The organism is Algoriphagus zhangzhouensis (genome assembly GCF_900148515.1).
GTDB classification, from domain to species: Bacteria; Bacteroidota; Bacteroidia; order Cytophagales; family Cyclobacteriaceae; genus Algoriphagus; species Algoriphagus zhangzhouensis.
On the sequence record NZ_FRXN01000001.1, the window covers coordinates 422,033 to 444,900 of the forward strand.

Annotated in this window: 22 protein-coding genes; 8 read left to right on the plus strand and 14 right to left on the minus strand. The window is 39.5% G+C overall.

Annotated features, from left to right (window positions below; genetic code table 11):
- Nucleotide 1: 1 nt before the first annotated feature.
- The 3 genes from BUF13_RS01800 to BUF13_RS01810 all read right to left on the minus strand — a co-directional run bounded on the left by BUF13_RS01800 (nucleotide 2) and on the right by BUF13_RS01810 (nucleotide 5,684).
- Entirely contained in the window at nucleotides 2–1,270 is a 1,269-nt protein-coding gene (locus tag BUF13_RS01800) for an APC family permease (RefSeq protein ID WP_073570033.1), read from the minus strand.
- A complete protein-coding gene (galK, locus tag BUF13_RS01805; RefSeq protein WP_073570034.1) occupies nucleotides 1,270–2,439 on the minus strand; it encodes a galactokinase in 1,170 nt (389 codons plus the stop codon). The genes BUF13_RS01800 and galK overlap by 1 nt, the downstream gene beginning before the upstream one ends.
- A gap of 116 nt (nucleotides 2,440–2,555) precedes the next feature.
- Complete coding sequence (locus BUF13_RS01810; protein ID WP_073570035.1) at nucleotides 2,556–5,684, minus strand: VPS10 domain-containing protein; 3,129 nt, start codon at nucleotides 5,682–5,684, stop codon at nucleotides 2,556–2,558.
- 180 nt (nucleotides 5,685–5,864) lie between these two features.
- On the opposite strand from BUF13_RS01810, the gene BUF13_RS01815 reads away from it, so the two are divergent.
- Nucleotides 5,865–7,715, plus strand: coding sequence for a M1 family metallopeptidase (locus tag BUF13_RS01815; RefSeq protein ID WP_073570036.1), 1,851 nt, complete (start codon nucleotides 5,865–5,867; stop codon nucleotides 7,713–7,715).
- Nucleotides 7,716–7,788: 73 nt separating this feature from the next.
- On the opposite strand, the gene BUF13_RS01820 is transcribed toward BUF13_RS01815, so the two are convergent.
- Complete coding sequence (locus BUF13_RS01820) at nucleotides 7,789–7,965, minus strand: histone H1 (RefSeq protein WP_073570037.1); 177 nt, start codon at nucleotides 7,963–7,965, stop codon at nucleotides 7,789–7,791.
- Nucleotides 7,966–8,067: 102 nt separating this feature from the next.
- Nucleotides 8,068–9,318: an aminotransferase class I/II-fold pyridoxal phosphate-dependent enzyme gene (locus tag BUF13_RS01825; RefSeq protein WP_073570038.1), complete on the minus strand. Its 1,251-nt coding sequence runs from the start codon at nucleotides 9,316–9,318 to the stop codon at nucleotides 8,068–8,070.
- A 71-nt stretch (nucleotides 9,319–9,389) separates the two neighbouring features.
- On the opposite strand from BUF13_RS01825, the gene BUF13_RS20585 reads away from it, so the two are divergent.
- The 4 genes from BUF13_RS20585 to BUF13_RS01840 are packed head-to-tail and all read left to right on the plus strand — an operon-like array spanning nucleotide 9,390 to nucleotide 12,868.
- Nucleotides 9,390–9,542 (plus strand): hypothetical protein, encoded by a 153-nt coding sequence (locus BUF13_RS20585; RefSeq protein WP_166669803.1) that lies wholly within the window; start codon nucleotides 9,390–9,392, stop codon nucleotides 9,540–9,542.
- The gene (locus tag BUF13_RS01830; protein WP_073570039.1) at nucleotides 9,502–11,001 is read left to right on the plus strand and encodes an acetyl-CoA carboxylase biotin carboxylase subunit; all 1,500 of its coding nucleotides are present in this window, start codon (nucleotides 9,502–9,504) and stop codon (nucleotides 10,999–11,001) included. The genes BUF13_RS20585 and BUF13_RS01830 overlap by 41 nt, the downstream gene beginning before the upstream one ends.
- Complete coding sequence (locus tag BUF13_RS01835) at nucleotides 11,002–12,312, plus strand: DUF1015 domain-containing protein (protein ID WP_073570040.1); 1,311 nt, start codon at nucleotides 11,002–11,004, stop codon at nucleotides 12,310–12,312.
- Complete coding sequence (locus BUF13_RS01840; protein WP_073570041.1) at nucleotides 12,281–12,868, plus strand: Maf family nucleotide pyrophosphatase; 588 nt, start codon at nucleotides 12,281–12,283, stop codon at nucleotides 12,866–12,868. Before BUF13_RS01835 ends, BUF13_RS01840 begins: the two co-directional genes overlap by 32 nt.
- A 2-nt stretch (nucleotides 12,869–12,870) precedes the next feature.
- On the opposite strand, the gene BUF13_RS01845 is transcribed toward BUF13_RS01840, so the two are convergent.
- The 5 genes from BUF13_RS01845 to BUF13_RS01865 form a co-directional block, all read right to left on the minus strand.
- Nucleotides 12,871–13,893 carry a hypothetical protein gene (locus BUF13_RS01845; protein ID WP_073570042.1) on the minus strand — a complete coding sequence of 341 codons (1,023 nt, stop codon included), beginning with the start codon at nucleotides 13,891–13,893 and terminating at the stop codon, nucleotides 12,871–12,873.
- 1 nt (nucleotide 13,894) lies between these two features.
- Nucleotides 13,895–14,206 (minus strand): DUF3817 domain-containing protein, encoded by a 312-nt coding sequence (locus BUF13_RS01850; RefSeq protein ID WP_073570043.1) that lies wholly within the window; start codon nucleotides 14,204–14,206, stop codon nucleotides 13,895–13,897.
- Nucleotides 14,207–14,218: 12 nt separating this feature from the next.
- Complete coding sequence (locus BUF13_RS01855; RefSeq protein ID WP_073570044.1) at nucleotides 14,219–14,794, minus strand: hypothetical protein; 576 nt, start codon at nucleotides 14,792–14,794, stop codon at nucleotides 14,219–14,221.
- A 67-nt stretch (nucleotides 14,795–14,861) separates the two neighbouring features.
- Nucleotides 14,862–15,389: an acyl-CoA thioesterase gene (locus BUF13_RS01860; protein ID WP_073570045.1), complete on the minus strand. Its 528-nt coding sequence runs from the start codon at nucleotides 15,387–15,389 to the stop codon at nucleotides 14,862–14,864.
- A gap of 108 nt (nucleotides 15,390–15,497) precedes the next feature.
- Entirely contained in the window at nucleotides 15,498–16,160 is a 663-nt protein-coding gene (locus BUF13_RS01865; RefSeq protein WP_073570046.1) for a protein-L-isoaspartate(D-aspartate) O-methyltransferase, read from the minus strand.
- A gap of 104 nt (nucleotides 16,161–16,264) precedes the next feature.
- Between BUF13_RS01865 and BUF13_RS01870 the strand changes: the two genes are divergently transcribed.
- Nucleotides 16,265–16,861 carry a riboflavin synthase gene (locus BUF13_RS01870; RefSeq protein WP_073570047.1) on the plus strand — a complete coding sequence of 199 codons (597 nt, stop codon included), beginning with the start codon at nucleotides 16,265–16,267 and terminating at the stop codon, nucleotides 16,859–16,861.
- 241 nt (nucleotides 16,862–17,102) lie between these two features.
- Here the strand turns inward: BUF13_RS01870 and BUF13_RS01875 are convergent, their stop codons facing one another.
- From BUF13_RS01875 to BUF13_RS01890, 4 genes are all read right to left on the minus strand, one after another.
- Nucleotides 17,103–18,197, minus strand: a complete 1,095-nt coding sequence (locus tag BUF13_RS01875; RefSeq protein WP_073570048.1) for a formylglycine-generating enzyme family protein — start codon at nucleotides 18,195–18,197, stop codon at nucleotides 17,103–17,105.
- A gap of 80 nt (nucleotides 18,198–18,277) precedes the next feature.
- On the minus strand, nucleotides 18,278–19,267 hold the full coding sequence (locus BUF13_RS01880) for a hypothetical protein (protein WP_073570049.1): 990 nt from the start codon (nucleotides 19,265–19,267) through the stop codon (nucleotides 18,278–18,280).
- A gap of 224 nt (nucleotides 19,268–19,491) precedes the next feature.
- Nucleotides 19,492–20,040 (minus strand): ferritin, encoded by a 549-nt coding sequence (locus tag BUF13_RS01885; protein ID WP_073570050.1) that lies wholly within the window; start codon nucleotides 20,038–20,040, stop codon nucleotides 19,492–19,494.
- A gap of 101 nt (nucleotides 20,041–20,141) precedes the next feature.
- Nucleotides 20,142–21,488 (minus strand): M28 family metallopeptidase, encoded by a 1,347-nt coding sequence (locus BUF13_RS01890; protein ID WP_073570809.1) that lies wholly within the window; start codon nucleotides 21,486–21,488, stop codon nucleotides 20,142–20,144.
- 67 nt (nucleotides 21,489–21,555) lie between these two features.
- Here BUF13_RS01890 and BUF13_RS01895 point away from each other — a divergent pair, with 67 nt between their 5' ends.
- Both BUF13_RS01895 and BUF13_RS01900 read left to right on the plus strand, forming a co-directional pair.
- On the plus strand, nucleotides 21,556–22,074 hold the full coding sequence (locus BUF13_RS01895; RefSeq protein ID WP_073570051.1) for a DinB family protein: 519 nt from the start codon (nucleotides 21,556–21,558) through the stop codon (nucleotides 22,072–22,074).
- The gene (locus tag BUF13_RS01900; RefSeq protein ID WP_073570052.1) at nucleotides 22,071–22,868 is read left to right on the plus strand and encodes a PhzF family phenazine biosynthesis protein; all 798 of its coding nucleotides are present in this window, start codon (nucleotides 22,071–22,073) and stop codon (nucleotides 22,866–22,868) included. Before BUF13_RS01895 ends, BUF13_RS01900 begins: the two co-directional genes overlap by 4 nt.

A 22,868-nucleotide genomic window follows, 5' to 3' on the forward strand; every position in this document is an offset into this window, starting at 1 on the left:
CCTAGCGCTGGTTTTTTTTATCAAAATAATAAATCACCAATCCCAAAACCATCAATCCGATTCCTGCCAAGCTTTCCATGGGTTTGTCCCAAAAGATATAAATGGAAATAGCTGTGCTAAAAATGATGTAAATGTATTGGAGGTAAGGCTTGAAGGGCGTCCTAAAACCTGAAGTTTCCTTCACTTTCAAAGAAGAGTAAACAGTGATAGTACCCATAACTTGCAATACAAAACCTGCATAGATCATCACCTGTTCAAAAGAACCTGAAAGGAATAAGATTAAGCTTACCAAGGTATTTAATAGAATAGCTCTAACAGGAATTTGGTTAGAATTCAGCTTTGCCAAAGGACTCCAAAATTTGAAATCTTTGGCCATAGCGTAGGTGATTCTTGGACCAATCCATGCATATCCAGAAATGGTCGCGATCAATTGGAACCCGATCAAGATGCCGATCCATTTGCCCCATTCAGATCCTAATAAGTTGTGAAAAGCAATCTCGGCTATCTGCACTTGGCCTGATAGTTCATCAACACTTGCATGCTTTAAGACTACCCATTGAAATAAAACATAGAGAATCAAAACTAGCGAAGTAGCTCCAATCAAAGCTTTTGGAAGGTCTTTTTGAGGATTTTTGATTTCCTCTAGAATATAGGCTGCAGAATTCCATCCCGTATAGGCATAGAATACATAAATCAAGGATACAGAAAATCCGGGTAGCAAAATTTCTGATTTCCAGGTGTCCGAAAAATCAAATGAAGGATTTTCAACTGAAGAGGAAAAGAAGAATCCCAATCCAATTAGAAAAAGTAAAAAGAGGATTTTAAAAAGGGTAAACAGATTCTGGAATTGTCCAGAGCGATGGACAGAAACCATATGAACCATTGGAATCAATACTAAAAATATTAGTCCAGGAAAGATCCCGGCATTGAAAATCGGGTTCATGTAATCGTTCATCGCCATTGCCGCAATGGCAATAGGAGCCGAGAAACCTACAGTTAATGAAATCCAGGCATAGAGATATCCAATAGATGGATGAAGAGTTTCCGAAAGGAAAATATAATCACCACCAGTTTTGCGGAAGTAGGTGCCCAGTTCAGCATAAACCAAAGCCCCAATTAAAGCCATGATTCCACCAACAATCCATAAAATCAGAATGGTCCAGGTATTCTGAACTTCCAGGAGCTGGAAACCTAAACTAGTAAAAACTCCTGTGCCAATCATATTGGCGACAACAAGGCTTGCAGCTGTGATCCAGGAGATTTTCTTCATTAGAGAGATTCTAATTCTACTTTAGAACTTCCTTCACCGATTTTAACTGGGTAAAACTCTGGCTTGATTCCAAATTGGGCTTGGTAAGCTTTGGAGAGTTGATCCATAAACTTCTCTGACAGAGATTCCTCGATCAAATTGATAGTGCAGCCTCCAAAACCACCTCCCATCATCCTTGATCCTAATATTCCTTCATATCCTCTGGCAAAATCCACCATGAAATCTAGCTCAGGACAACTTACTTCATACAAATACTGTAGTCCGTCATGAGATCCATAAAGCAATTGCCCCAAATGCTCAAAATCTTGGTTTTGTAATGCTTTCGCAGCTTCGTGAACTCTATCAATTTCTTCCAAAACGAATTGAATACGATTGAATTCTATAGAGGTTAAATGCTTTCTGTATTCTTCTAATTCTGCTTTTTTTAAATCACGGAAATTGATCTTTTTCCCATTTCCTAGCTTTTGTAGAGCCGATTCACATTCCATTCTACGGGTATTGTATTCAGAATCCGCGAGACTGTGATGAACCAGACTATTCGCCAAAACCAAGGTGTATTGACCCAAGTCACATGGGAAATACTCAAAAGTCAGCGTATCACAATCCAATTTAAAAACGTGGTTTTCTTTGGAAAAAACTGAAGCAAATTGATCCATGATCCCACAATTGACTCCTACATAATTGTTTTCAGCTGCCTGAGCCAATTGTGCCAATTCAACACGTGAAAACCCCAAGTCAAATTGATCGTTGAGACCGAAAGCTACAGCACATTCCAGAGAAGCAGAGGAGGAGAGTCCTGAACCAAAAGGAACATTTCCTTCCAATACAGCATCAAATGCAGAGATTTTGGCTCCTTTTTTCAAAAACTCGTCGATCACTCCAATGATAAACTTAGCCCAGGAAGTAGTAATACTACTATAGTTTTCCAAGGTAAAAGAAACCTGTTCCTGCTGATTGATGGAGTAAATCCTGAATGTATCATTCCCATTCTCCAAAAAACAAAAAGTCGTTTCCTTATCGATTCCAGCTGGCATCACCCATCCATTATTATAATCTATATGTTCACCGATCAAATTGATTCTTCCTGGAGAACGGTAAACTTGGGGCTTTTTTTGAAATCGTGATTGAAATTCTTCAACTGCCTTGAGGCTATAATTGGGGGTATTCATTGATAAGGTTGAGGTTTGAGAAAAAGAACCTGAATATAGAGAATGTGATAGAGAAAGTGAGAAAAAAGAAAGGCTGACTTGATTAAAGCCAGCCTATAACTTAGAATTCTAAAGGATCAGTCTTTCTTCACTGCTTCAAATAAGTCGATAGGAGTGCTTTTTACCTTTTCTTCATAGGTTTTCCAATCTCCATTGATAAACTCATTCAAAACTGCATAAGCTTCATCAGCAGCTTGTTTTGCATGTTCTAAAAGACGCTTTTCTGTATCTCCCGGTGCTTTATATGAGGAATTGACATATCTTCTAGGAGCAAATTGCATGGTCATAGTAGTAGGGTAAAGGTTTCGGATGATTCCCTGACCTTCTCTTTCAGGTCCATTAAAGGCTTCCTTAACCTTATCTAGCTTTTTCTTGATGTCTTTTGTCGCTTTTTGAAGTTCTTTAACTTCTTCAGTATCCACATCTTTGGTAATGCTTTCTACTTTTTGAATTGTTTTCTCAACATCGGACATCTGTTCTGTTGCTTTGCTCATTTCTGTCTGCATAGCCTCCATTTGTTTCATGAAATCATCTCTAGCTTTCAGGTCCGCCAAAGTAGTTTCGATTCTAGGGTCGCTAAATACCTTGATACTTGTTTCGGCTTTTTCATCACCATAGACGAATTCAACTTTGTAAGTTCCAGGCAATGCATCATTTCCACCCGCTTCAAAGAATCCATTTCGTCTTCCGCGATTTCCACCAGATGTCTCAGCAGTAGATTTTCTGTCCAATCTCCAATTGATTCGATTGACACCATTTTCTGGAACGGTTTTCAAAGTTCTGATTTGTTCTCCGTTAGCATCATAAATATTGACCGTAACCGTGTCTAGTTTTTCTTTGTCATCATTGATGATAAAGCTCAATCGGCCTCCTGTTTCTCTATTTTCACCAGCATATTTCCCGTCGGCAGGGAATCTTTCCCCTGATGGTTGTTGGATTTCTACCTGATAAGCGTCTGGAGCAGGAACAGCGGTAATTTTTGCTTCTGGAGCTTCCCCAAAGTTTGCAGCAAAAATTCGAAGTGGACGAATATCATCCAACACCCACATGGATCGTCCAAATGTTCCTATCACCAAATCAGCTTCTCTTTCTTGAATGGCCATGTCGTATGTGGAAACGGCCTTTGGATAGCCATTTTCCCACTTGTTCCAGGTTTTTGCTTTGTCAAAGGAAACATAAAGACCGTACTCAGTACCTAAGAAAACCAAATTAGGTTCCTCAGTATCTTGTTTGATGGATAGGGTATATCCCCAAACTTTAGAGTCGTCTACGATTCTGGTGAATGATTTTCCAAAATCTTTGCTGTGATAGGCATATGGAGTAAAATCATTGTTTCTATAATTATTAGCAATGACCCAAACCTCACCAGCATCATAAGTTGAAGCTTGGATCTGTGGAATCCAACTAGCTTTTGGAAGGCCTGGTAGTTTGGATGCTAAATTGGTCCAAGTTTCACCGCCATCTTCTGTCACTTGAAGGTTGCCATCATCTGTTCCAACCCAAATGACATTAGGATCAATTGGACTAGGTGCAATAGCAATGATTGTCGTATGATTTTCGGCACCAGTGATATCAAAGGTCAAACCACCAGTTTCCTGTTGTCTTTGTTTGGTAGAATCATTCGTAGTCAAATCTGGTGAAATGATCTCCCAAGTTTCGCCACTGTCTGTGGATTTATGAAGAAACTGTGATCCATAGTAGACAGTGTTAGCATCATGCGGATCTTGAGCAATAGCTGCATTCCAGTTAAATCTTAGGAATACGTCTTTGTCAGGATGGGTTGGTTTAATATTTCTGTTGTGACCGGTTTCCTTATCAAATCGTGAAAGATTACCAGCCTGGGACATGGTGTATCCATAGCGAGAATCCGCAGGGTGGGAAACTACATCGAAACCATCACCAAAAGATACTTCTTGCCAATAGCTGTTTCGAATTCCGTCTCTTCTCCAAACGTATGCAGGTCCTGTCCAAGAACCATTATCCTGCATTCCTCCATAGATATTATAAGGAAGCTCATTGTCTACGTTTACATGATAAAACTGACCAACCGGCAGTTTTTCTGCGAAATACCAAGTTTTTCCACCATCTCGAGAAATATTCAATCCACCATCATTTCCATCTATCAAAAGCTTTGGATCAAAAGGGTTTACATAAAATGCATGGTGATCTGGGTGAACACCAGCATATTGAAGGATTTGTCGAAAAGACTTTCCTCCGTCTTCAGACATACCAACCCTTGAGTAAAGTGTATACAGTCTGTTTTCATTTTGAGGATCTGCATGAATCTCAAAATAGTAGAATGGTCTGTCTCCGATATCTCCACCTGCATTGATCATTGAGAATTTTTCACCTCCGTCTTCAGAAACATAAAGGGCATTTCTACTGGATTCTACTAGTGCATAGATTTTATTACTGTTAGCAGCGGAAATGGTTAATCCCATTCTTCCCAAATTACCTTTTGGAAGACCATTGGTTTCATCAAGTTTTTTCCAATTGTCTCCACCATCATAAGTGACATACAATCCGCTTGATTCACCTCCTGATTCGAAAAACCATGGATAGCGTCTATGTTGCCACATATTGACAAACAATTTGTTAGGATTGTTGGGATCCATGATCATTTCCCCAACACCCGTTTTGGTATCTATGTAGAGGATTTTCTCCCATGTTTTACCACCATCTGAAGTCTTATACAACCCACGATCTTCCTGCTCTCCCCAAGGAGATCCGATTGCCCCTACATATACTGTGTTGGGATCATCTGGATGAACGATAATTCTGTGGATAGCTCGGGTGTTTTCCAATCCCATTAATTCCCAAGTTTTTCCGGCATCTAAGGAACGGTAGACACCATATCCCAAACTCAAAGAGTTTCTAGGGTTTCCTTCTCCAGTTCCAACCCAGATGACATTTGGGTTTTTCTGATAAATAGAAATTGCTCCAATAGAGTGAACTTTTTGTTCATCAAAAATGGGCTCCCAATTGATTCCTCCAGAGGTGGATTTCCATAAACCTCCCGAAGCAGAACCGGCATAAATAATAGAAGGCTCAGCATCCACCGCATCAATGGCTGTGATTCTTCCACTCATGCCAGATGGGCCTACATTTCTGGTTTTCATAGACTTGAATAAGTCCATGTCGACTTGTTGGGAATGGGCAGAAAAGCCCAAAAGCACCAACAAGATCAGTGAGTAGATTTTTTTCATAAGAGTGTGATTGACATTTATGCTCTGAAACTACGGGAATTCTTTAAAGTGAGGGGTCTTTTTTATGGGAATGGATAAGAAAATCCGTAAAAAGTTAAGATTCTGGTATTCTTAAAATTTGACCGATGGTTTGTCAAGGCAGGTCATTTTGGCTTTCTTTGGCAAAAAAATTAAATACCTATGTTGAGTCAGTATTTAAAGCCTGTCGCAGGGCTTTTTCTTTGTCTGATCGCTGCAAATTTTGCATCAGCTCAGACTGGTAGATTCCAGCAGTCCGTCAATTATCAAATGGATGTTTCCATGGATGTCAAAACAAACAAGTACACAGGTACTCAGTTGTTGACTTATACCAATAATTCTCCGGATACCTTGGACAAGGTGTTCTATCACCTCTATTATAATGCATTCCAACCTGGCAGTATGATGGACGTTCGTTCTAGAACCATCGCTGATCCAGATAGAAGAGTAGGTGATAGAATTTCCAATTTGGGACCAGATGAGATTGGCTATATGCATGTCAAATCTTTGACTCAAAATGGAAGTGATGTCCAGTTTATGGAACAAGGAACGATCCTAGAAGTGAAATTGGATGAACCAATCCTTCCCCATTCTTCTGCATCCTTTGCGATGGAGTTTGAAGGTCAAGTTCCTGTTCAAATCAGAAGATCTGGAAGAGATTCTCAAGATGGTGTTCGCTATTCAATGTCTCAGTGGTATCCTAAGATGGCTAACTATGATGAGCAAGGATGGCATGCAAATCCTTATATCGGAAGAGAATTTTATGGAATTTGGGGTGATTTCGATGTGAAAATCACAATTGATAAAACCTATACACTTGGTGGTACTGGATATGTTCAAAATCCAAATGAAATCGGTCATGGTTATGAAGATGAGGGAGTTTCAGTACAAGCTCCTACTGGAAATACCTTGACTTGGCATTTCAAAGCTCCAATGGTTCACGACTTTATGTGGGCTGCAGATCCAAATTATCAGCATGATAAAATCCAAATGGACAATGGGATCACAGTTCACCATTTATTTGTCCCAAGTGAGGAAACTTCTAAAAACTGGGGCCTATTAAAAGAATATACTCCAAAGGCTATCGAATATATGTCTGAGCACTTTGGTCAGTATCCTTACAAGCAGTTTTCAGTTATTCAAGGAGGTGATGGAGGTATGGAATATCCTATGTCTACCTTGGTGACTGGTGGAAGAAGTCTTCCTAGTTTGGTTGGTGTAATGGCTCACGAATTAGCTCACAGTTGGTATCAAGGTGTCTTGGGAACTAACGAGTCTCTTTATCCTTGGATGGATGAAGGATTTACAAGTTATGCCTCTAGCTTAACGATGGCTAGTATTTTCCCAAGAGAAAACCAAAACCCGAATGTTCACTTTGGGAGCTATAGAGGCTATTTCAGCTTGGCTAAGTCAGGTTTGGAAGAACCTATGTCTACTCATTCTGATCATTACCACACCAATAGAGCCTATAGTTCTGCAGCATATTCTAAAGGAGCTGTTTTCATGGCTCAAATGGGGTATATCATTGGCGATGAGGTTAGAGATAGAGGCTTATTGAGATATTTCAATACTTGGAAATTCAAGAGCCCTAATGTGAATGATGTGGTGAGAATTATGGAAAAGGAGAGTGGGCTTGAGCTTGACTGGTATAAAGAATACTGGGTTTATTCAACCAAAACCATCGATTATGCCATCGGAGAAGTACATCCAAGTGGCGATCAAACGACTATTTCTTTGAAAAGAATTGGCTTGATGCCAATGCCTGTGGATGTTGTAATTACATACAAGGATGGAAGCAAAGAATTAGTATACCTTCCTCTTGTGATTATGAGAGGCGAAAAAGCTGAAGAAGCTGGAATGCCTATAAGAATCTTGACTCAGGATTGGCCTTGGGTAAATCTTGAGAAGACAATTGTATTGGATAGAAAAATGGAAACAATCAAGTCCATTGAAATCGATCCAAGTAAGCGATTGGCTGATGTCAATGAAGAAAATAATAAAGTGGAGTTTTGAGACTCCACTTTTATTCTAAAGACAAAAAAAAGGTGGCTTAAGGCCACCTTTTTTAATTTGTTGTGTCGTTGGATCAACCAGCGTTTTTCTTATCCTGTACTTCTTTACGGATATCTTGCGCAATGTTTTTAAGGTCTTGCATTCCTTTTCTTACTCTCGTACCAGCGGCTTGATTTCCTTTTTCATAGAACTTTACGAAATCTTCCTCTAGTCCCAATACAAGATCTTTAACTTCACTAAATCTGCTCATAGTAAAAGTGCGTTTTTTAGGTTGATGATAAGTTTATTTTGATCCAATATAGCCCAAATACTTGCTAATTCAATCCTGAGGGCCTTTTTTTTGGATTTTTTTTTATTCGCCAAAGGCTACTGCCAATTCTGAATTTCTGTATTGACCAGAGGTCAACTTGTCTTTCACGGCAGCAAATGCTGTCAAGGTTTCTTGAACATCTTCTAAGGTGTGGACAGCAGTCGGGATTAAACGCAAGATAATCATGCCTTTAGGTACCACTGGGTAAATCACTACTGAACAGAAAATGTTATAGTTCTCTCTCAAATCGTGAGAAAGTGCCGCTGCTTCACCAACAGTTCCATTCAATACAACTGGGGTTACAGGGGAGTTGGAGGCACCCGTGCTAAAACCGTTTTCATGAAGGCCATTTCTCAATGCATTCACGATTTTCCAAAGGTTATCCTTTAATTCTGGTTGTGTTTTCAATAGCTCCAAACGCTTCAATGCACCTTCTACTAGTAGCATCGGAAGAGATTTAGCGAAGATTTGAGAACGCATGTTGAATCTTAAATAGTGAACTACTTTCTCATCACCTGCGATAAATGCTCCGATAGAAGCCATAGATTTCGCAAAAGTAGAGAAGTACAAATCCACCTCTTTGGTTACGCCTTGCTCTTCAGCAGTACCAGCACCGGTTTTTCCCAAAGTACCGAAACCATGAGCATCATCAACCAAAAGACGGAATTCGAATTTCTCTTTAAGATCACAGATCTCTTTCAACTTTCCTTGGTCACCTGTCATACCGAATACACCTTCAGTAATTACTAGGATACCACCTCCAGTTTCAGCTGCCAATTTGGTAGCTCTTTCCAATTGCTTTTCGCAATTTTCAATATCATTATGAGGGAAAACGTAACGCTTACCCATGTGCATGCGAAGTGCATCAATGATACAAGCATGACATTCTGAGTCGTAAACTACTACGTCTTTTCTATCCAATAGCGCATCGATCACAGACATGATCCCTTGATATCCATAGTTCAACAAGTAAGCTTTCTCTTTGCCTACAAATTCAGCTAGTTCGTCTTCCAACTTCTCATGAAGGGATGTTTGTCCAGTCATCATTCTGGCTCCCATTGGATATGCTGCTCCCCATTTTGCTGCTGCTTCTGCATCAGTTTTTCTTACTTCTGGGTGATTGGCGAGACCTAGGTAGTTATTCAATGACCAAGTCAACACTTCTCTTCCCTGAAACTGCATACGAGGAGAAATTTCTCCTTCGAGTTTTGGGAACATATAATATCCATCTGAATACTGAGAGTGTTTGCCCAAGGGGCCTAGGTTCGTGTGGAGTTTTGCAAATAGATCCAAAGCTTAATGAATTTAAGTGAATGCGATTTTCGAAAATTAGTATTTGAAAATCCGCCAAAAATAAAACTTAAATGGCTACCAAGCAAAAAACAGAAGGAAGGATGATGGTTCTTTCCCAATCCTCAGAATATTTTCCTTATTTAGGGAAGTACAAATTAAAAGACCCAAAAGAAACGATAGAGGATGGCAAAAATCAACAAACTTTTAGTAGCCAACAGGGGTGAAATCGCCCTGAGAATCATGAGATCTGCCAAAGAGCTAGGAATCAGGACAGTGGCTGTCTATTCTGAAGCAGATCGACTTTCTCCCCATGTCAAATTTGCAGATGAAGCTGTTTGTTTGGGACCACCACCTTCTAGTCAATCTTATTTGTTGGGGGATAAAATCATTGAAGTTTGTAAAGATTTAAATGTAGATGCTATTCACCCTGGTTATGGATTTCTTTCTGAGAATGCAGATTTCTCTAAGAAAGTAACTGATGCTGGGTTGATTTTCGTTGGTCCATCGCCCCATGCCATCGAGGTTATGGGTAGTAAATTAGCTGCTAAACAGGCCGTTTCTCAATATGATATTCCTTTGGTTCCAGGGACTGAAGAAGCGATTTCTGACATTGAGGCAGCAAAGAAAAAAGCTGCAGAAATCGGTTATCCTATTCTCATCAAAGCCAGTGCTGGAGGAGGAGGAAAGGGAATGCGGATCGTAGAATCCGAAGCTGAATTTGAAGAGCAAATGCAGCGAGCAGTATCTGAAGCGAAATCTGCTTTTGGAGATGGAGCGGTATTTATTGAAAAATTTATTACTTCTCCTCGTCATATTGAGATTCAGATTCTAGGAGACCAACAAGGGAATACTGTTTATCTGTTTGAAAGAGAATGCTCCATCCAAAGGAGACATCAAAAAGTCATAGAAGAAGCTCCGTCAGCTGTAGTAAGTCCAGAAATGCGAAAAGCAATGGGAGAGGCTGCAGTGGGAGTTGCAAAAGCTTGTAATTATTATGGTGCCGGTACTGTGGAGTTTATCGTAGATGACAAGCTGAACTTCTATTTCTTGGAAATGAATACCCGTCTTCAGGTAGAACATCCAGTCACTGAAATGATTACAGGTAAAGACTTGGTGAAAGAACAGATTTGGGTTGCTGAGGGGAAAGCTTTGAGCTTTTTCCAAGAGGATTTGAAAATTAATGGACACTCATTAGAAGTTCGTGTATATGCCGAAGATCCTCGAACCAATTTCCTTCCAGACATTGGACGATTGATTACTTATAGAAGGCCTCAAGGACCTGGAATTCGAGTGGACGATGGATTTGAAGAAGGAATGGATATCCCGATTTATTATGATCCAATGATTGCCAAGTTGATCACGCATGCTGAAACCCGTGAGGATGCGATCAATAGAATGCTTCGGGCCATTGATGATTATGAGATCACAGGGATTCAGACGACTTTGGATTTTTGTCGATTTGCCTTAAAACACGAAGCTTTCACCAGTGGTAATTTTGATACTAAATTCGTTGAGAAGTATTTCAAACCTGAGGTATTAGATCAAAGCCTTTCGAAAGAAGAAGAGGAGCTTTTGGCGGTATTGGCCGTGGAGTTTTTTCATTCCCAAAAAGGAAAGAAAACCGGTTCTGTTTCAGCTGCTGCGCCTACAACTTCTGGAGCTTGGAGAAATCGTTTGAAATAAATGGCGGAAATATTACCTCTAAAAGCATGGAGATATGCTGATTACCTAAGCCCTCAGATAGAGGAATTGACAGCGCCGCTTTTTGATGTGGTTTCTGAAAAGCAGAGAGAAAAGCTCTATGAAAACCCCTTGAACAGCATTCATTTATCTGTTCCCAATGGTCCTATTCCTGCTGAAAATGCAAGAAAAACCCTACAAATGTGGAAAGATCAAGGGATTGTCAAACAAGATTTGATCCCTGGAATTTATGTTTATTATCAGTATTTCAGACTACCCGGAGAGCAGAAGGAGCGATGCAGAAAAGGTTTTATCATTCAGGTCAAAGCTTATGATTGGGAGGAAAAACAGATTCTGAGACATGAGAATACGATTGTTTCAGCCGTCAATGATCGGGTTGAACTCTTAAAGTCCGCGCAAATTCAAGCTAGTCCCACTCATGGATTGTATGAAGATGCTGAGTTTGAGTTGGAGCCTTATATGGATGCAGCTATTGGTTCTCCGATTTATGAATTGGAAGATTATCAAGGTGTTCGAGAAGTTTTGGCAGTCATTCATGATGCACAAATCATCAAGAAATTTATAGATTTCATTGCAAAGAAACAGCTGATTTTAGCTGATGGTCATCATCGCTTCGAAGGAGCAATTGCCTATAAGAATTCTATGAAAGGTGAGTTTTTAGAGGCAAAATGGAAAGCTCACGATTATCATTTGATGTATTTGACCAATGCGCTTGGAAAAGACTTAAAGATCTTGCCCACCCATCGACTTTTCTATGGTTTAGAAATGGTAAAAGAGGAATTTCTTGAAAAGCTTTCGGATTGGTTTGATATCAAGAAGTTTCCAGATCCAGATGAATTGGGGTCTTATGCTTTCCATGTTTCCAAAACATATGGATTGGTCATAGGAGAGGAGTCCTATTTTCTGAAATTAAAGGAAGAAAAATTCAAGGAATTGGATCTAGAATTACCAAAAGCTCTACAAGAGTTGGATCTGGTGGCATTGCATGAAGTCCTTTTTCACCAGATTTTGGGATTGAACCAGCAGGATCAGAGGAATAGCAATCAAATAGTATATGAGCGAAATTTTTCACGATGTATTCAGGAAGTTCGTTCTCAAAAGGCGACCTTTGCTATCATCACTCGCGAGCTTCAAATTGAGCAGGTTTTGAAGGTTTGTCATTCCGGACATTTAATGCCTCAAAAGTCTACTTATTTCTATCCAAAAGCATTAGGTGGATTGCTTTTTGCGAGTTTCAATCAAGAAGAATTTAACTACCCTTATGACGCCTTTTTTAACCAAACTGAAGGATAAAAAATTGATTTTAGCATCCAATTCTCCTCGCAGACAAGAGCTTTTGAAAGGATTGGAATTGGAGTTTACAGTTAAAGTAAATTCCGTGGATGAATCTATTCCAAGTGATATTCCGGCAGATTATGTTGCTGCCTATTTATCCAAATTGAAGGCGGAATCTTTCCCAGATGAATTGCAGGAAAATGAGATTTTGATCACTTCTGACACTGTGGTGGTTCAAAATGGGCATGTTTTGGGTAAGCCAAACAATGAGGATGAGGCTTTTGATATGATTAAAAGTTTGTCGGGTGCCACCCACAAAGTAATGACCGCTGTGACCATCATGGATCGTCTGAAAAGAATCACTCTGGAAGATGAAACAAAAGTGACTTTCAGATTTCTGGAGGAAGAAGAGATTTGGCACTATATCCGTGAATACAAGCCCTTTGACAAAGCAGGAGCATATGGAATCCAGGAATGGATTGGTTTTATAGGCGTTTCCAGTATTGAAGGTTCCTACTACAATGTGATGGGTTTCCCGCTTCACTTGGTATATGAGCAATTGAAAAAGTGGTAGGCTTACTGCTTCAGAAGTTGCTCTAGACTTACTCGTAATATCTGCCCCATAGTTTGGCAAGACATAAACTTCTGGTTTTTATAATGTCTTGCCAGCTCTTTTCTCAAAGAATCGATATTTTCTAATGGTGCGATTTGGTCCTGATCCATGGCATCCAAAATCCCTTGAATCTCATCATGGGAGGATCTGACTCTTGTGGCAATTAAAGCCCTTTCTTCCCTCTGATATTGACGCATTGATTCGGGTGTGATATGTTTCATTCCCAACTGAATCAGTACATTGTTTTCTTTGAAAAACTGGGGAAGGTAAATGGACCTTTTCCCTTCATAACTCTGCTGATCAAAGTCGATTGCCCGAATCCGATAATGGGTTTCCTCAAAGTCAGGTGTCACATCAATCACAAAATTGGAGGAATGCATGTCTCCCAATAATCGAACGAAGCATCTTTCATTGAATTTGACGAACTCTTTTGCCAAACGAATAGGATTCAGGTGAGGGTCAGACATGTGAAGCCGCATGAATTTATCACCTGGAATCCCAGCTATATGTTCTTCAATCAAGGTGTTTTGATGAACCAAATAACTGATCCTGTTTGGAGAGAGAAGGTGCTCCAGTTCCAATCCATAAACCCGAGAAGCATCGGCGTTTTTGATGTAGAAATAGTCAAAGTTATCGTTGATCCGGTTTACAATCCGAACACGAAAGGGTTGGGTATTTCCATAAATGCACAAGTCAATCCTATCCACATACAAGTGTTCCATTACACTCATATCGCCTCCTGCTTTTAGAATGGCGTAGATTCTTTTGACATTCAAGTGAATTTCTTCCCTGTCTGATTGATCGTAAAAAACAGTTTCCCAAAAAGTGTCTTGTTCCTTGGAATCATAAAGCGCAACCGAATTACTATAGCGGAGCAATTCATGATAATGAATGGGAATATCGACTTCTCGCGAATTTTCAACGAGATATTTTCTCAGTGCAGGACTGATGGGGTAAACCTTCTTTTTTTTACTGATCAGAGCCATTTTAGAAATCTACATGTTGGCTTTTCTTCAAATTTCTGTCGAAAATAAAAGGTCCAAAAGGCAAAACAGAAGCGATCAAAGCAAAAAGAGTTCTGCTAAAATTCCACTTTAGCTTAGAGGCAGTAGGGAAGACGGTGTAGATGTAAAGGATAAACAAGATTCCATGTGCCCAGCCTACATATTTCACTGCGATTGGCATATCAAACATGTATTTCAAAGGCATTGCAATGAATAACAAAATCAAGAAGGAAGCTCCTTCTATTAAACTGATCCACTTGAATCGTTTGGCCCAGGTATGTTGTTCGGGGGTCATGGTAATTGATTATCAGATATTAAATAGCGTTTTCAAGGTCGTCCAAAGTTTCCTTTTCAAATTGCTGTCTTCAAAAATTGAAGTTAAAGAATCTGCAAAAAGGTACTCTGTTTCGTTTTCGGCATGGATGTGATAATCCAAAATCGGAAAGGCATTGATAGGGTGTTTGATTCTTCCAAATTTAAGGACCACATGGGCATTGATTGCATGAAACTCGTCCAAGCTTCTTCCTTCCAATTCCTGAGAGTTCAATAAACCTACCTCACTCATGGAATGCCCAACAGCCTGAAGAATTTTGACCAGCATATCCATGATTTCAGCATTTAACGATTCCTCTTCGTGAAGGATTAAAATGCCTTTTTCGAACTTGCCACGAACTTGAATTGGCTCTAATTCTACCTCAGGCGCAGTTTCTTGCTTAGTTTCAATTTTAGTTAGCCCTGGAGAGGCAGGCTCTTGAACTTGGTTCAAATCAGTGTTTCCAGCATGAAATCCTGATTCTTTAGCCAAAGAATCCTTGTCCTCATCAAATAAAAAAATATCCTCATTTAGAATATATTTCAGTTCACCCAGTGTGCTCTTATCCATGCCTGAAAATTGCCTAAAAATTCCTCTTAAGCCAAAAAAAGGGAAGACTTTATGCCTTCCCTTTTGATTATTTTGTGATATCCATGTTGAAAATTGACTTCAGCTCCACGGCATCTTCTGGTTTCATTCTTTTTGCCAGAACCAATCGAAGTTGTCTCCTTCTTAAAGCTCCATCGTACAATTCTTTTTCTTCTTCCGTTTCTGGAATAGCTTCTGGGATTTCTATTGGTTTCCCGTTCTGATCTACCGCTACGAAAGTGAAAAAAGCTCTGTGAGTGATTGTCTTTTTACTTGCAGGAATGTCTTCCGCAGTCACCTCGATAAAAACCTCCATGGAGGAATTGAAAGCCCGGGTTACTTTGGCATGAAGTGTAACCACATTTCCCAAAGAAATGGGCTGTTTGAAAGAAATGCTATCTGCAGAGGCGGTTACCACAATGCGATTGGAGTGCTTTTGAGCTGCGATGGCAGCGACTACGTCCAGCCAATGCATCAAGCGTCCCCCCATTAGGTTGTTCAGCGTATTGGTATCATTTGGGAGTACCATCTCCGTCATGATTGTTGCAGATTCCTTTACAAATTTCTTCTTTGCCATATTGTTGATTTTGAACAAAAATAGAAATAAAATTCTTCTAAACTTGATTTACGTCGTTTTTGTCAAAATTTTATTCTGAAAAATATGAAAAAGTGTTGTTGTGAAGAATCATTTCCAACCGTCTTTTCCCAAAAGAGGCACAAATGCGAAATTATCGTATTCCTCTCTTTCCAATTTGCCACCTGCCTTTTTGGTGATTTTGACCATGCTCTGTCTTCGTCTATCACCAACTGGGATTACCAAAATTCCACCAGTTTTCAATTGTTGAACCAAGGCTTCTGGAATGATAGGAGCACCTGCGGTCACCAGAATCTTGTCATATGGAGCATGTGCAGGTAATCCTCCAGTGCCATCTCCGTAAAACAGATTCATTTCTATGCCGAGTCTTTTGAGAAACTTGGAAGTTCCTTCAAACAGCTTCTTTTGGTATTCGATAGTAAATACCTCTGCTCCCAATAAATGTAGGATGCTTCCCTGATAACCCGATCCGGTGCCTATTTCCAAAACCTTGTCACCTGGGTGGATATCCAACAATTGTGTCTGGAAAGCCACGGTATAGGGTTGTGAAATGGTTTGCCCTTCTCCAATTGGAAAGGCTTTGTCTTCGTAAGCATGGGAAATCAGTGCTGAATCAAAAAAGAAATGTCGCGGAAGTGCATTGATTGCATCCAAAACCTTCTGGCTATGGATTCCCTTGCTTTTGAGTTCGGCAACTAGGGCTTTTCTTTTTCCCTTGTGTAAGTAAGTGTCTTCGAGTTTAAGGAGTGGCATTAGAAATTGAATTTCGATCGAAGATAACCGATATTTTGGCTTAATTTGAAACTGAAAAGGGCAATTTTTGCTTATCCTTTGAAAGCCAGTAGAAAGCAAATTTTATGTTTACAGGAATAATTGAAGGTTTTGGAACAATCCAAAATATCACCCAGGAGGGAAGTAATTTTCATTTTGATTTGGAATCCAGTTTGGCTGGAGAATTAAAAATAGACCAATCCTTGGCCCATGACGGAGTTTGTTTGACAGTAGTGAGAACTAGTCCAGAATCTTACAGGGTAACCGCCATTGATGAAACGATTCAAAAGACCAATTTGTCTGGTTGGAAAATAGGAAAGAAAGTGAACTTGGAACGATGCATGCCTGCAAACGGAAGGTTTGATGGTCATATTGTACAGGGACATGTGGATCAAACTGGAGTGGTCAAATACATTCGCGATGAAGACGGTTCTTGGCTTTTTGACATTGAATTTGATCCTGCATCAGGAAATGTGACGGTTGAAAAAGGCTCCATTACGATCAATGGGACAAGTTTAACCTGTTTTAATTCCAAAAATGGAAGATTCTCAGTTGCAATTATTCCCTATACTTTTGAACATACAAATTTCCATCAATTACAGGTTGGAGATACAGTGAATTTGGAGTTTGATATTGTTGGGAAATACATTCAGAGAATCATTCGGGGGTATACAGCTGATTGATTCGAAAATCGAAAACAAAAAAAGCGACAAATTTTTATTTGCCGCTTTTTTTATGATTTAACCCGGATTATGCAATAGGTTTCGTCATGAAGGCATTAATTGCAAGAAAATCAGGCTGTTTGGAAACTGATGCATAGCACCGCTATGGTGAAGTTGAAAATAGCAATGTAATGACTGATTTTGAAGTAATTAATGGATGAAATAGAATTGCTAATGCATATTTCGGGTTGTGGGATGGTGTTTATTTTAAGCTTAAAGTCTTATTCTCTGGATCTTTAACTAATCGGAAACCGACATTGGAAGTTCCAGAATCAAATGCTTGCCCTTGTCTAGCAGATGGTCGGTAATTCACACAATAATTAGCCGCGCAAAGGAAAGAACCTCCCTTGATCACACGTTCTTGTGCGAAAGGATTGTCAGGATTGTAGCAAGGATTCATATTAGCATCCAATTTTGGAGCCTGACCAGCCAAACGAGCAAATTTCAAAGCGTCATACCAATCGCTGGTCAATTCCCATACATTTCCGATCATGTCATACAATCCGAATGTATTTGGTGCAAATGATTTTACTGGACTAGTTCCTACAAATCCATCTTCACCCAAGTTTTCATTTGGGAAATTTCCTTGGAAAGTATTTGCTAAATATTGTCCATTTGGAGTCAATTCATCACCCCAAGCGAATCTTTTTCCATTCATTCCACCTCTAGCTGCAAATTCCCATTCGATTTCGGTAGGAAGCCTTTTTCCAGCCCATTCTGCAAAAGCAGTAGCATCTTCATAAGAAATATGAACCACAGGATGATTTTCTTTTCCAGTTAAATCACTCTCAGGTCCACTTGGATGTCTCCAAGAAGCTCCATTGACCCAAGACCACCAAAGTGAAATATCCTGTAGGGGAACTTGATAGGGAGGAGGAGTAAATACCATAGATCCAGGTACCAAAACGGAGTCATCAGGCTTGGGAGTGCCCGGAGGCAATTGCTTTTTCAATTCTTCCCAATCGATAGGTCTTTCAGCAACAGTTACATAACCCGTTTCCTCAACGAATTTGGCGAACTCTGCATTGGTAACTTCATGAGTATCCATCCAAAAACCGTCCACCTGAAGATCGACAGCTGGTTTTTCAGCTTCATAGGCATCTGCCTCATTGGTTCCCATGGTGAATTTACCTCCGGGAATCCAGGCCATTCCATCTGGTTGGTTGTCAGGCTTCGGAGTAGCTGCTACAGTTAGTTTTTCTTCTTCGGAAGCAGTTTCATTTTTCTGTTCACATGAAAAGGTTGAAACCAGCAAAGCTGCTCCAAGAAGAATATGTATGTGTTTATTGTTAGACATTGGCGCTTATTTTCAATAGGAAAATTAAGAAGAATCCATTAGAAAAGAAGGTTTTGAGTCCTATTCTGATAAATATCAGCTTACAAGAGGTCAATTCTTCGTTGAACTTTCGATCTGAGTTTGTTGAAAAACTGCTTCCTATCTTTCTCGCCAACCTTGCTAATTTGACTTGACTTTTGAATCAAGTTTTGGAGATTTTGATGCATTCCTTCATTAAAGGTTTGATCTGTGGTACCTACAAAATAGATGACGCTGTAATTTAAATAGGTAATCTTTTTGCCATCTATTTCTACAAAAAATGTATTGTCACCTAGGACAAATTCATTTACGAAAAAATGATAATCCGCCATCTCTTCGGTTACGGTGCTGTTGGGCATAAATTTTTTTCCATGTTCTGCCATTCTTTCCAAATGATCTACTACCTCAATCATGCATTGATAGAGCTTTACAGTATCCTCTTTTTTTTCAATGATCCCCATTTCATGGTAAAGATCAATCTGTCTCAGTGTGGTATTAATTCCCTCCAGATTCCAAATTTCCGTAGTATTGATGTTGTTGGAAGCTTTGAGAATTTTTTGAGATAACTCACTCAAGCCAGGGAAGGTTGACTTCTCAATGGAAAATCGTTGCCCTTTCAAACTTTCATTAAAAAGGATGGATTTCATCCAGAAAAAACATTTGAATGAGGCTAATTCAGGATGGTAATAATGGTACCAAGGAGGGATATCTTTTAGTAAAAAATAAATATGTTTTTTGGAGAAGCTTTGTACCATTTCCAGTTGTGCCAGGACATTCTTCATCCAATTCAAAAAATTACCATCATCAAAGGAATTTTGGGCTCCTTGGAAAACGATTGTGTTCGAATTGGAGCCCAAAACTTGATCAATTGAAATATTGAATTTTGATGCTAAAAGTTCAATTTCTTTGAAATCAAGCAACTTTTCTCCTCGGATTCTTCTATAAGCACTGTCTTGACTGATATTCAAAGTGTCAGAAATCTCATCCACCAAGGAAGAATAGGAGGGGATAGATGATTTGATTATTTGAAAAAAGTTGGCTTGAATATCCATCAATTGGCGATAAGCTAAATTGGCAAAATACAATTTGGGGTTAATTAAATATAAATAGAAAAAGTGAATGATTCTTTATTCAAGTGTTGAAAAAAATTAGGTTCAACATGCTGAAAATCTGATTACTATCTATTTATTTGAAAGCCTTTCTTAGTCACATAATGGGTTAAACAAAAAAAGGCAGTCTCGAACTGCCTTTTAATAATGATTTTTCTCTTTAAAACTTATTCCCCAGCACCAGCTCCTGCTGCTGAATGTAATTTTCCAAGCTCCTGATCGATTGTCCAAAGTCCAACTCCTTCTTCACCGATAATATCGAATAATTCAACAGCTCTTCGGGACATGGTTTCTTCCTCTCTTTGCTCGGTTACATACCATTGCATGAAGCTAAACGTTGCAAAATCTTTTACGCTGAAGGCATGATCAACAATGTTATTGATGGATTTGGTTACCAAAATTTCATGCTCCAAGATCAATTCAAATACCTCTCTCAATGAATTGAAATGATGTCGAATTCCTGTGATTTCTGGTTGGATAGCGTGCCCCCCAGCTTCATTGACATATTGGAAAATCTTCATCATGTGCATACGCTCTTCATCTGCATGGGTGTAGAGGTATTTAGCAGCATTCTCGTATCCCATCATGTGACACCAGGAAGCCATGGAAAGATAGTATGCGGAAGATTTACCTTCCATCTCAATCTGATTATTCAATAATTCCTCGGTGTCATGCAACAGAGATCTCTGAAGTGTGACTATTTCTTTTTGTTTCATATCAAAAGTGTTTACACCAAAATAACTATTTCTAGGGGCAGAGGTTCCGATTTGGAGCCCTTCTTACCAAATTTAGAATAGGTTTAATTAAAATGAAACACTTATCTACTTAAAGGTGTGGGGAATACAGAGAGACTTTCCGATCCATTTTCTGAAACAGATTGAACAGAAAAGAAGTAATTGTCCTTGGAATAGGGAAGAGTCAAGTTGGTATCCGTTGTGAAGAATTTTTTCTCCCAAACAGGGGAGGAGGTCTCTCTCATCAATACATAATAGCCTTTTACTTTACCAAATTTGGGGGCTTCCCAACTCAAAATCGAGTGATTACTCAATCCTCTCACATCGATTCGGACGTTTTCAGGCTGACCAGCAGAACTAGCCAGTGTCGCCAAAGAGGCCAAGTTGATTCCGGATACTTTTCTCAAGTATTCGAAGTCCATGAATTCTGGTAAATCTCCATATTGAATTCCATCTTCGACTCTTACATTTTCATGTTGGTGAGGGAAGTTTTCATTCATTTCAGAAAGGCGAACAGCCGTGAATCCATTTCTGGCAAAAGAAGTTTGATCACCACCTCTTAGGAATCGGTCAGGTCTGTAAATCAGCTTGATTTCAAATTGATCGACATATCGCTCACCCAATTCTTTGATATAGCGAGCCAATTGTCTGGATTTTGAATCATTGTCAGCTCCAGTATATCGACGAATTCTAGCTTCTTCCTCTGTTTCAGCTACAGGGATAGTTTCTGAGAAAACTCTCATTTTCAAATTGTCTTTGAGAAGTGTTCCTGAAGATTCACTGTTTCCTATGATGTCATTGTTGAGCACTGCAGCGATATTCCATCCTTCTTCTTTGGCTTTGTCAGCCATGTAGGTAGCTCCTTTTAATCCTTGTTCCTCACCCGTAAAAGCGACGAATTTAATGGTAGCAGGGAATGAATGAGAAGCCATGACTCTGGCTAATTCTATGACAGCGGCCGTACCACTTCCATCGTCATTTGCTCCTGGGGAGAAATTATCCGCATCCATGACATTTTTGTTTCGGGAATCCATGTGAGCAGAAAGGATGAAAATCCTGTCATCATTGGGATCTGTACCTTTCAAAGTGGCCACTACATTGGCTCCGGGTGAATCTTGTTCAATTCTTCTTCCATCGCCCGGAATGGTGAATTTTTCGATTTCAGCAGTCATTCTGCCATTGGAGCTTTGGGCAAAATGATTGAATTTAGAAAGTACCCAATCTTGTGCCGCCGGCATCCCATTTTGGGTATCTGTACTGAGGGTATGTCGGGAATTATAAGAGGCGAGTTTGCGAACATAGGACTCCAATGAATCTGAGGAAACTTCTTTGACCATCGCATCAATTTCAGGGTTTCTATTGATGATAGTCTGAGAAAAAGTCCATTGACTGAGCAAACCTAAACTTAGGGTGAATAAAATTTTGCGCATAGTAAGGTTGATTAGTTGCATAAAGCTAAATTTATCCCAGTCAAATTAACAATCATTCGATTTTTACATGAATACCTTCTTAACCCCCAACAAAGGCGATTACCCTGCCTTTTATTCCACTTACTTAGATTTGATCACCGATACCGATTATTGTGAGTTAATAGATTCTCAAGTTCAGGAGCTGAAAGATCTCTTTGCAGAAAAACCTGAAGATTGGGAAAATCAACCTTACCAAGAAGGAAAATGGTCTCCGAAAGAGGTTTTGGGTCACGTGATAGATACAGAGAGAATCATGACCTTCAGAGCTTTGTGTTTTGCTCGTGGTGAACGCTCTTCTTTACCGGGGTTTGATCAAGATCCCTATGTATTAAATGCTAGATTCGGCTCGGTAGAGATTGATTTGCTTTTGGAAGATTTTGCCGCTCAAAGGAAAGCCTTGGTAACGATGATTAAGACATTGAGAGAAGATGTTTTGGACAATGAAGGAACCGCTAATGGTTCTCCAATCACTCCTAGAGCCTTGTTTTGGATTATTCCGGGTCACTTTATCCATCATTTGAATATTCTAAAAGAGAGATACTCATGAAACTAGAAATTGGAGTAGTTGATGCATTTACCGATGAGGTTTTCGGCGGAAATCCAGCAGCTGTTTGTCTTTTAGAACAAGACTTGTCAGCTGAAACCATGCAGAAAATTGCCATGGAAATGAATCTGAGTGAAACTGCATTCGTGCAAAAAAAGGAAGTTTCAGGTCATTTTTCCCTTCGTTGGTTTACTCCAACTTTGGAAATTGATCTTTGTGGACACGCAACACTTGCTTCTGCATTTTGGATGCTACGAAACAATTGGGCTCAGTCGGGTGAAACGATCCATTTTCATACTCTCAGTGGCGAACTTCAAGTGAAAAGCCATAGAGATCAGCTGGAGATGAATTTTCCTTTGCTTCCAACTTTCACGGATACACATCCAGTTTTCAAGGATGAGTTATTTGGGAAGAAAATCCTTGCTGCCGCTCAATTGAGAAAGAATTGGATTTTTGAATTGGAGTCAGAAGATGCTGTGAAAACCTTAGAGCCTGTTATGCAGGAAATTGCCGATAACAGTGAGGAAGGCTTTATAGTCACTGCTGCTGGAGATGGTGAATTTGATATAGTTTCTCGATTTTTCGGTCCGAATGTAGGTATTGCTGAAGATCCAGTCACTGGTTTTGCACATTGTGCCTTGATGGATTATTGGTATCAAAAAACCGGAAAACTTCACTTAAAAGCATTTCAGGCTAGTAATAGAGGAGGGAAGTTGGATTTGGAAAAACAGGATGATCGCGTGATATTGAGAGGAAAGGCAGTTTCAGTTTTAACAGGTACCATGACATTGGATTAA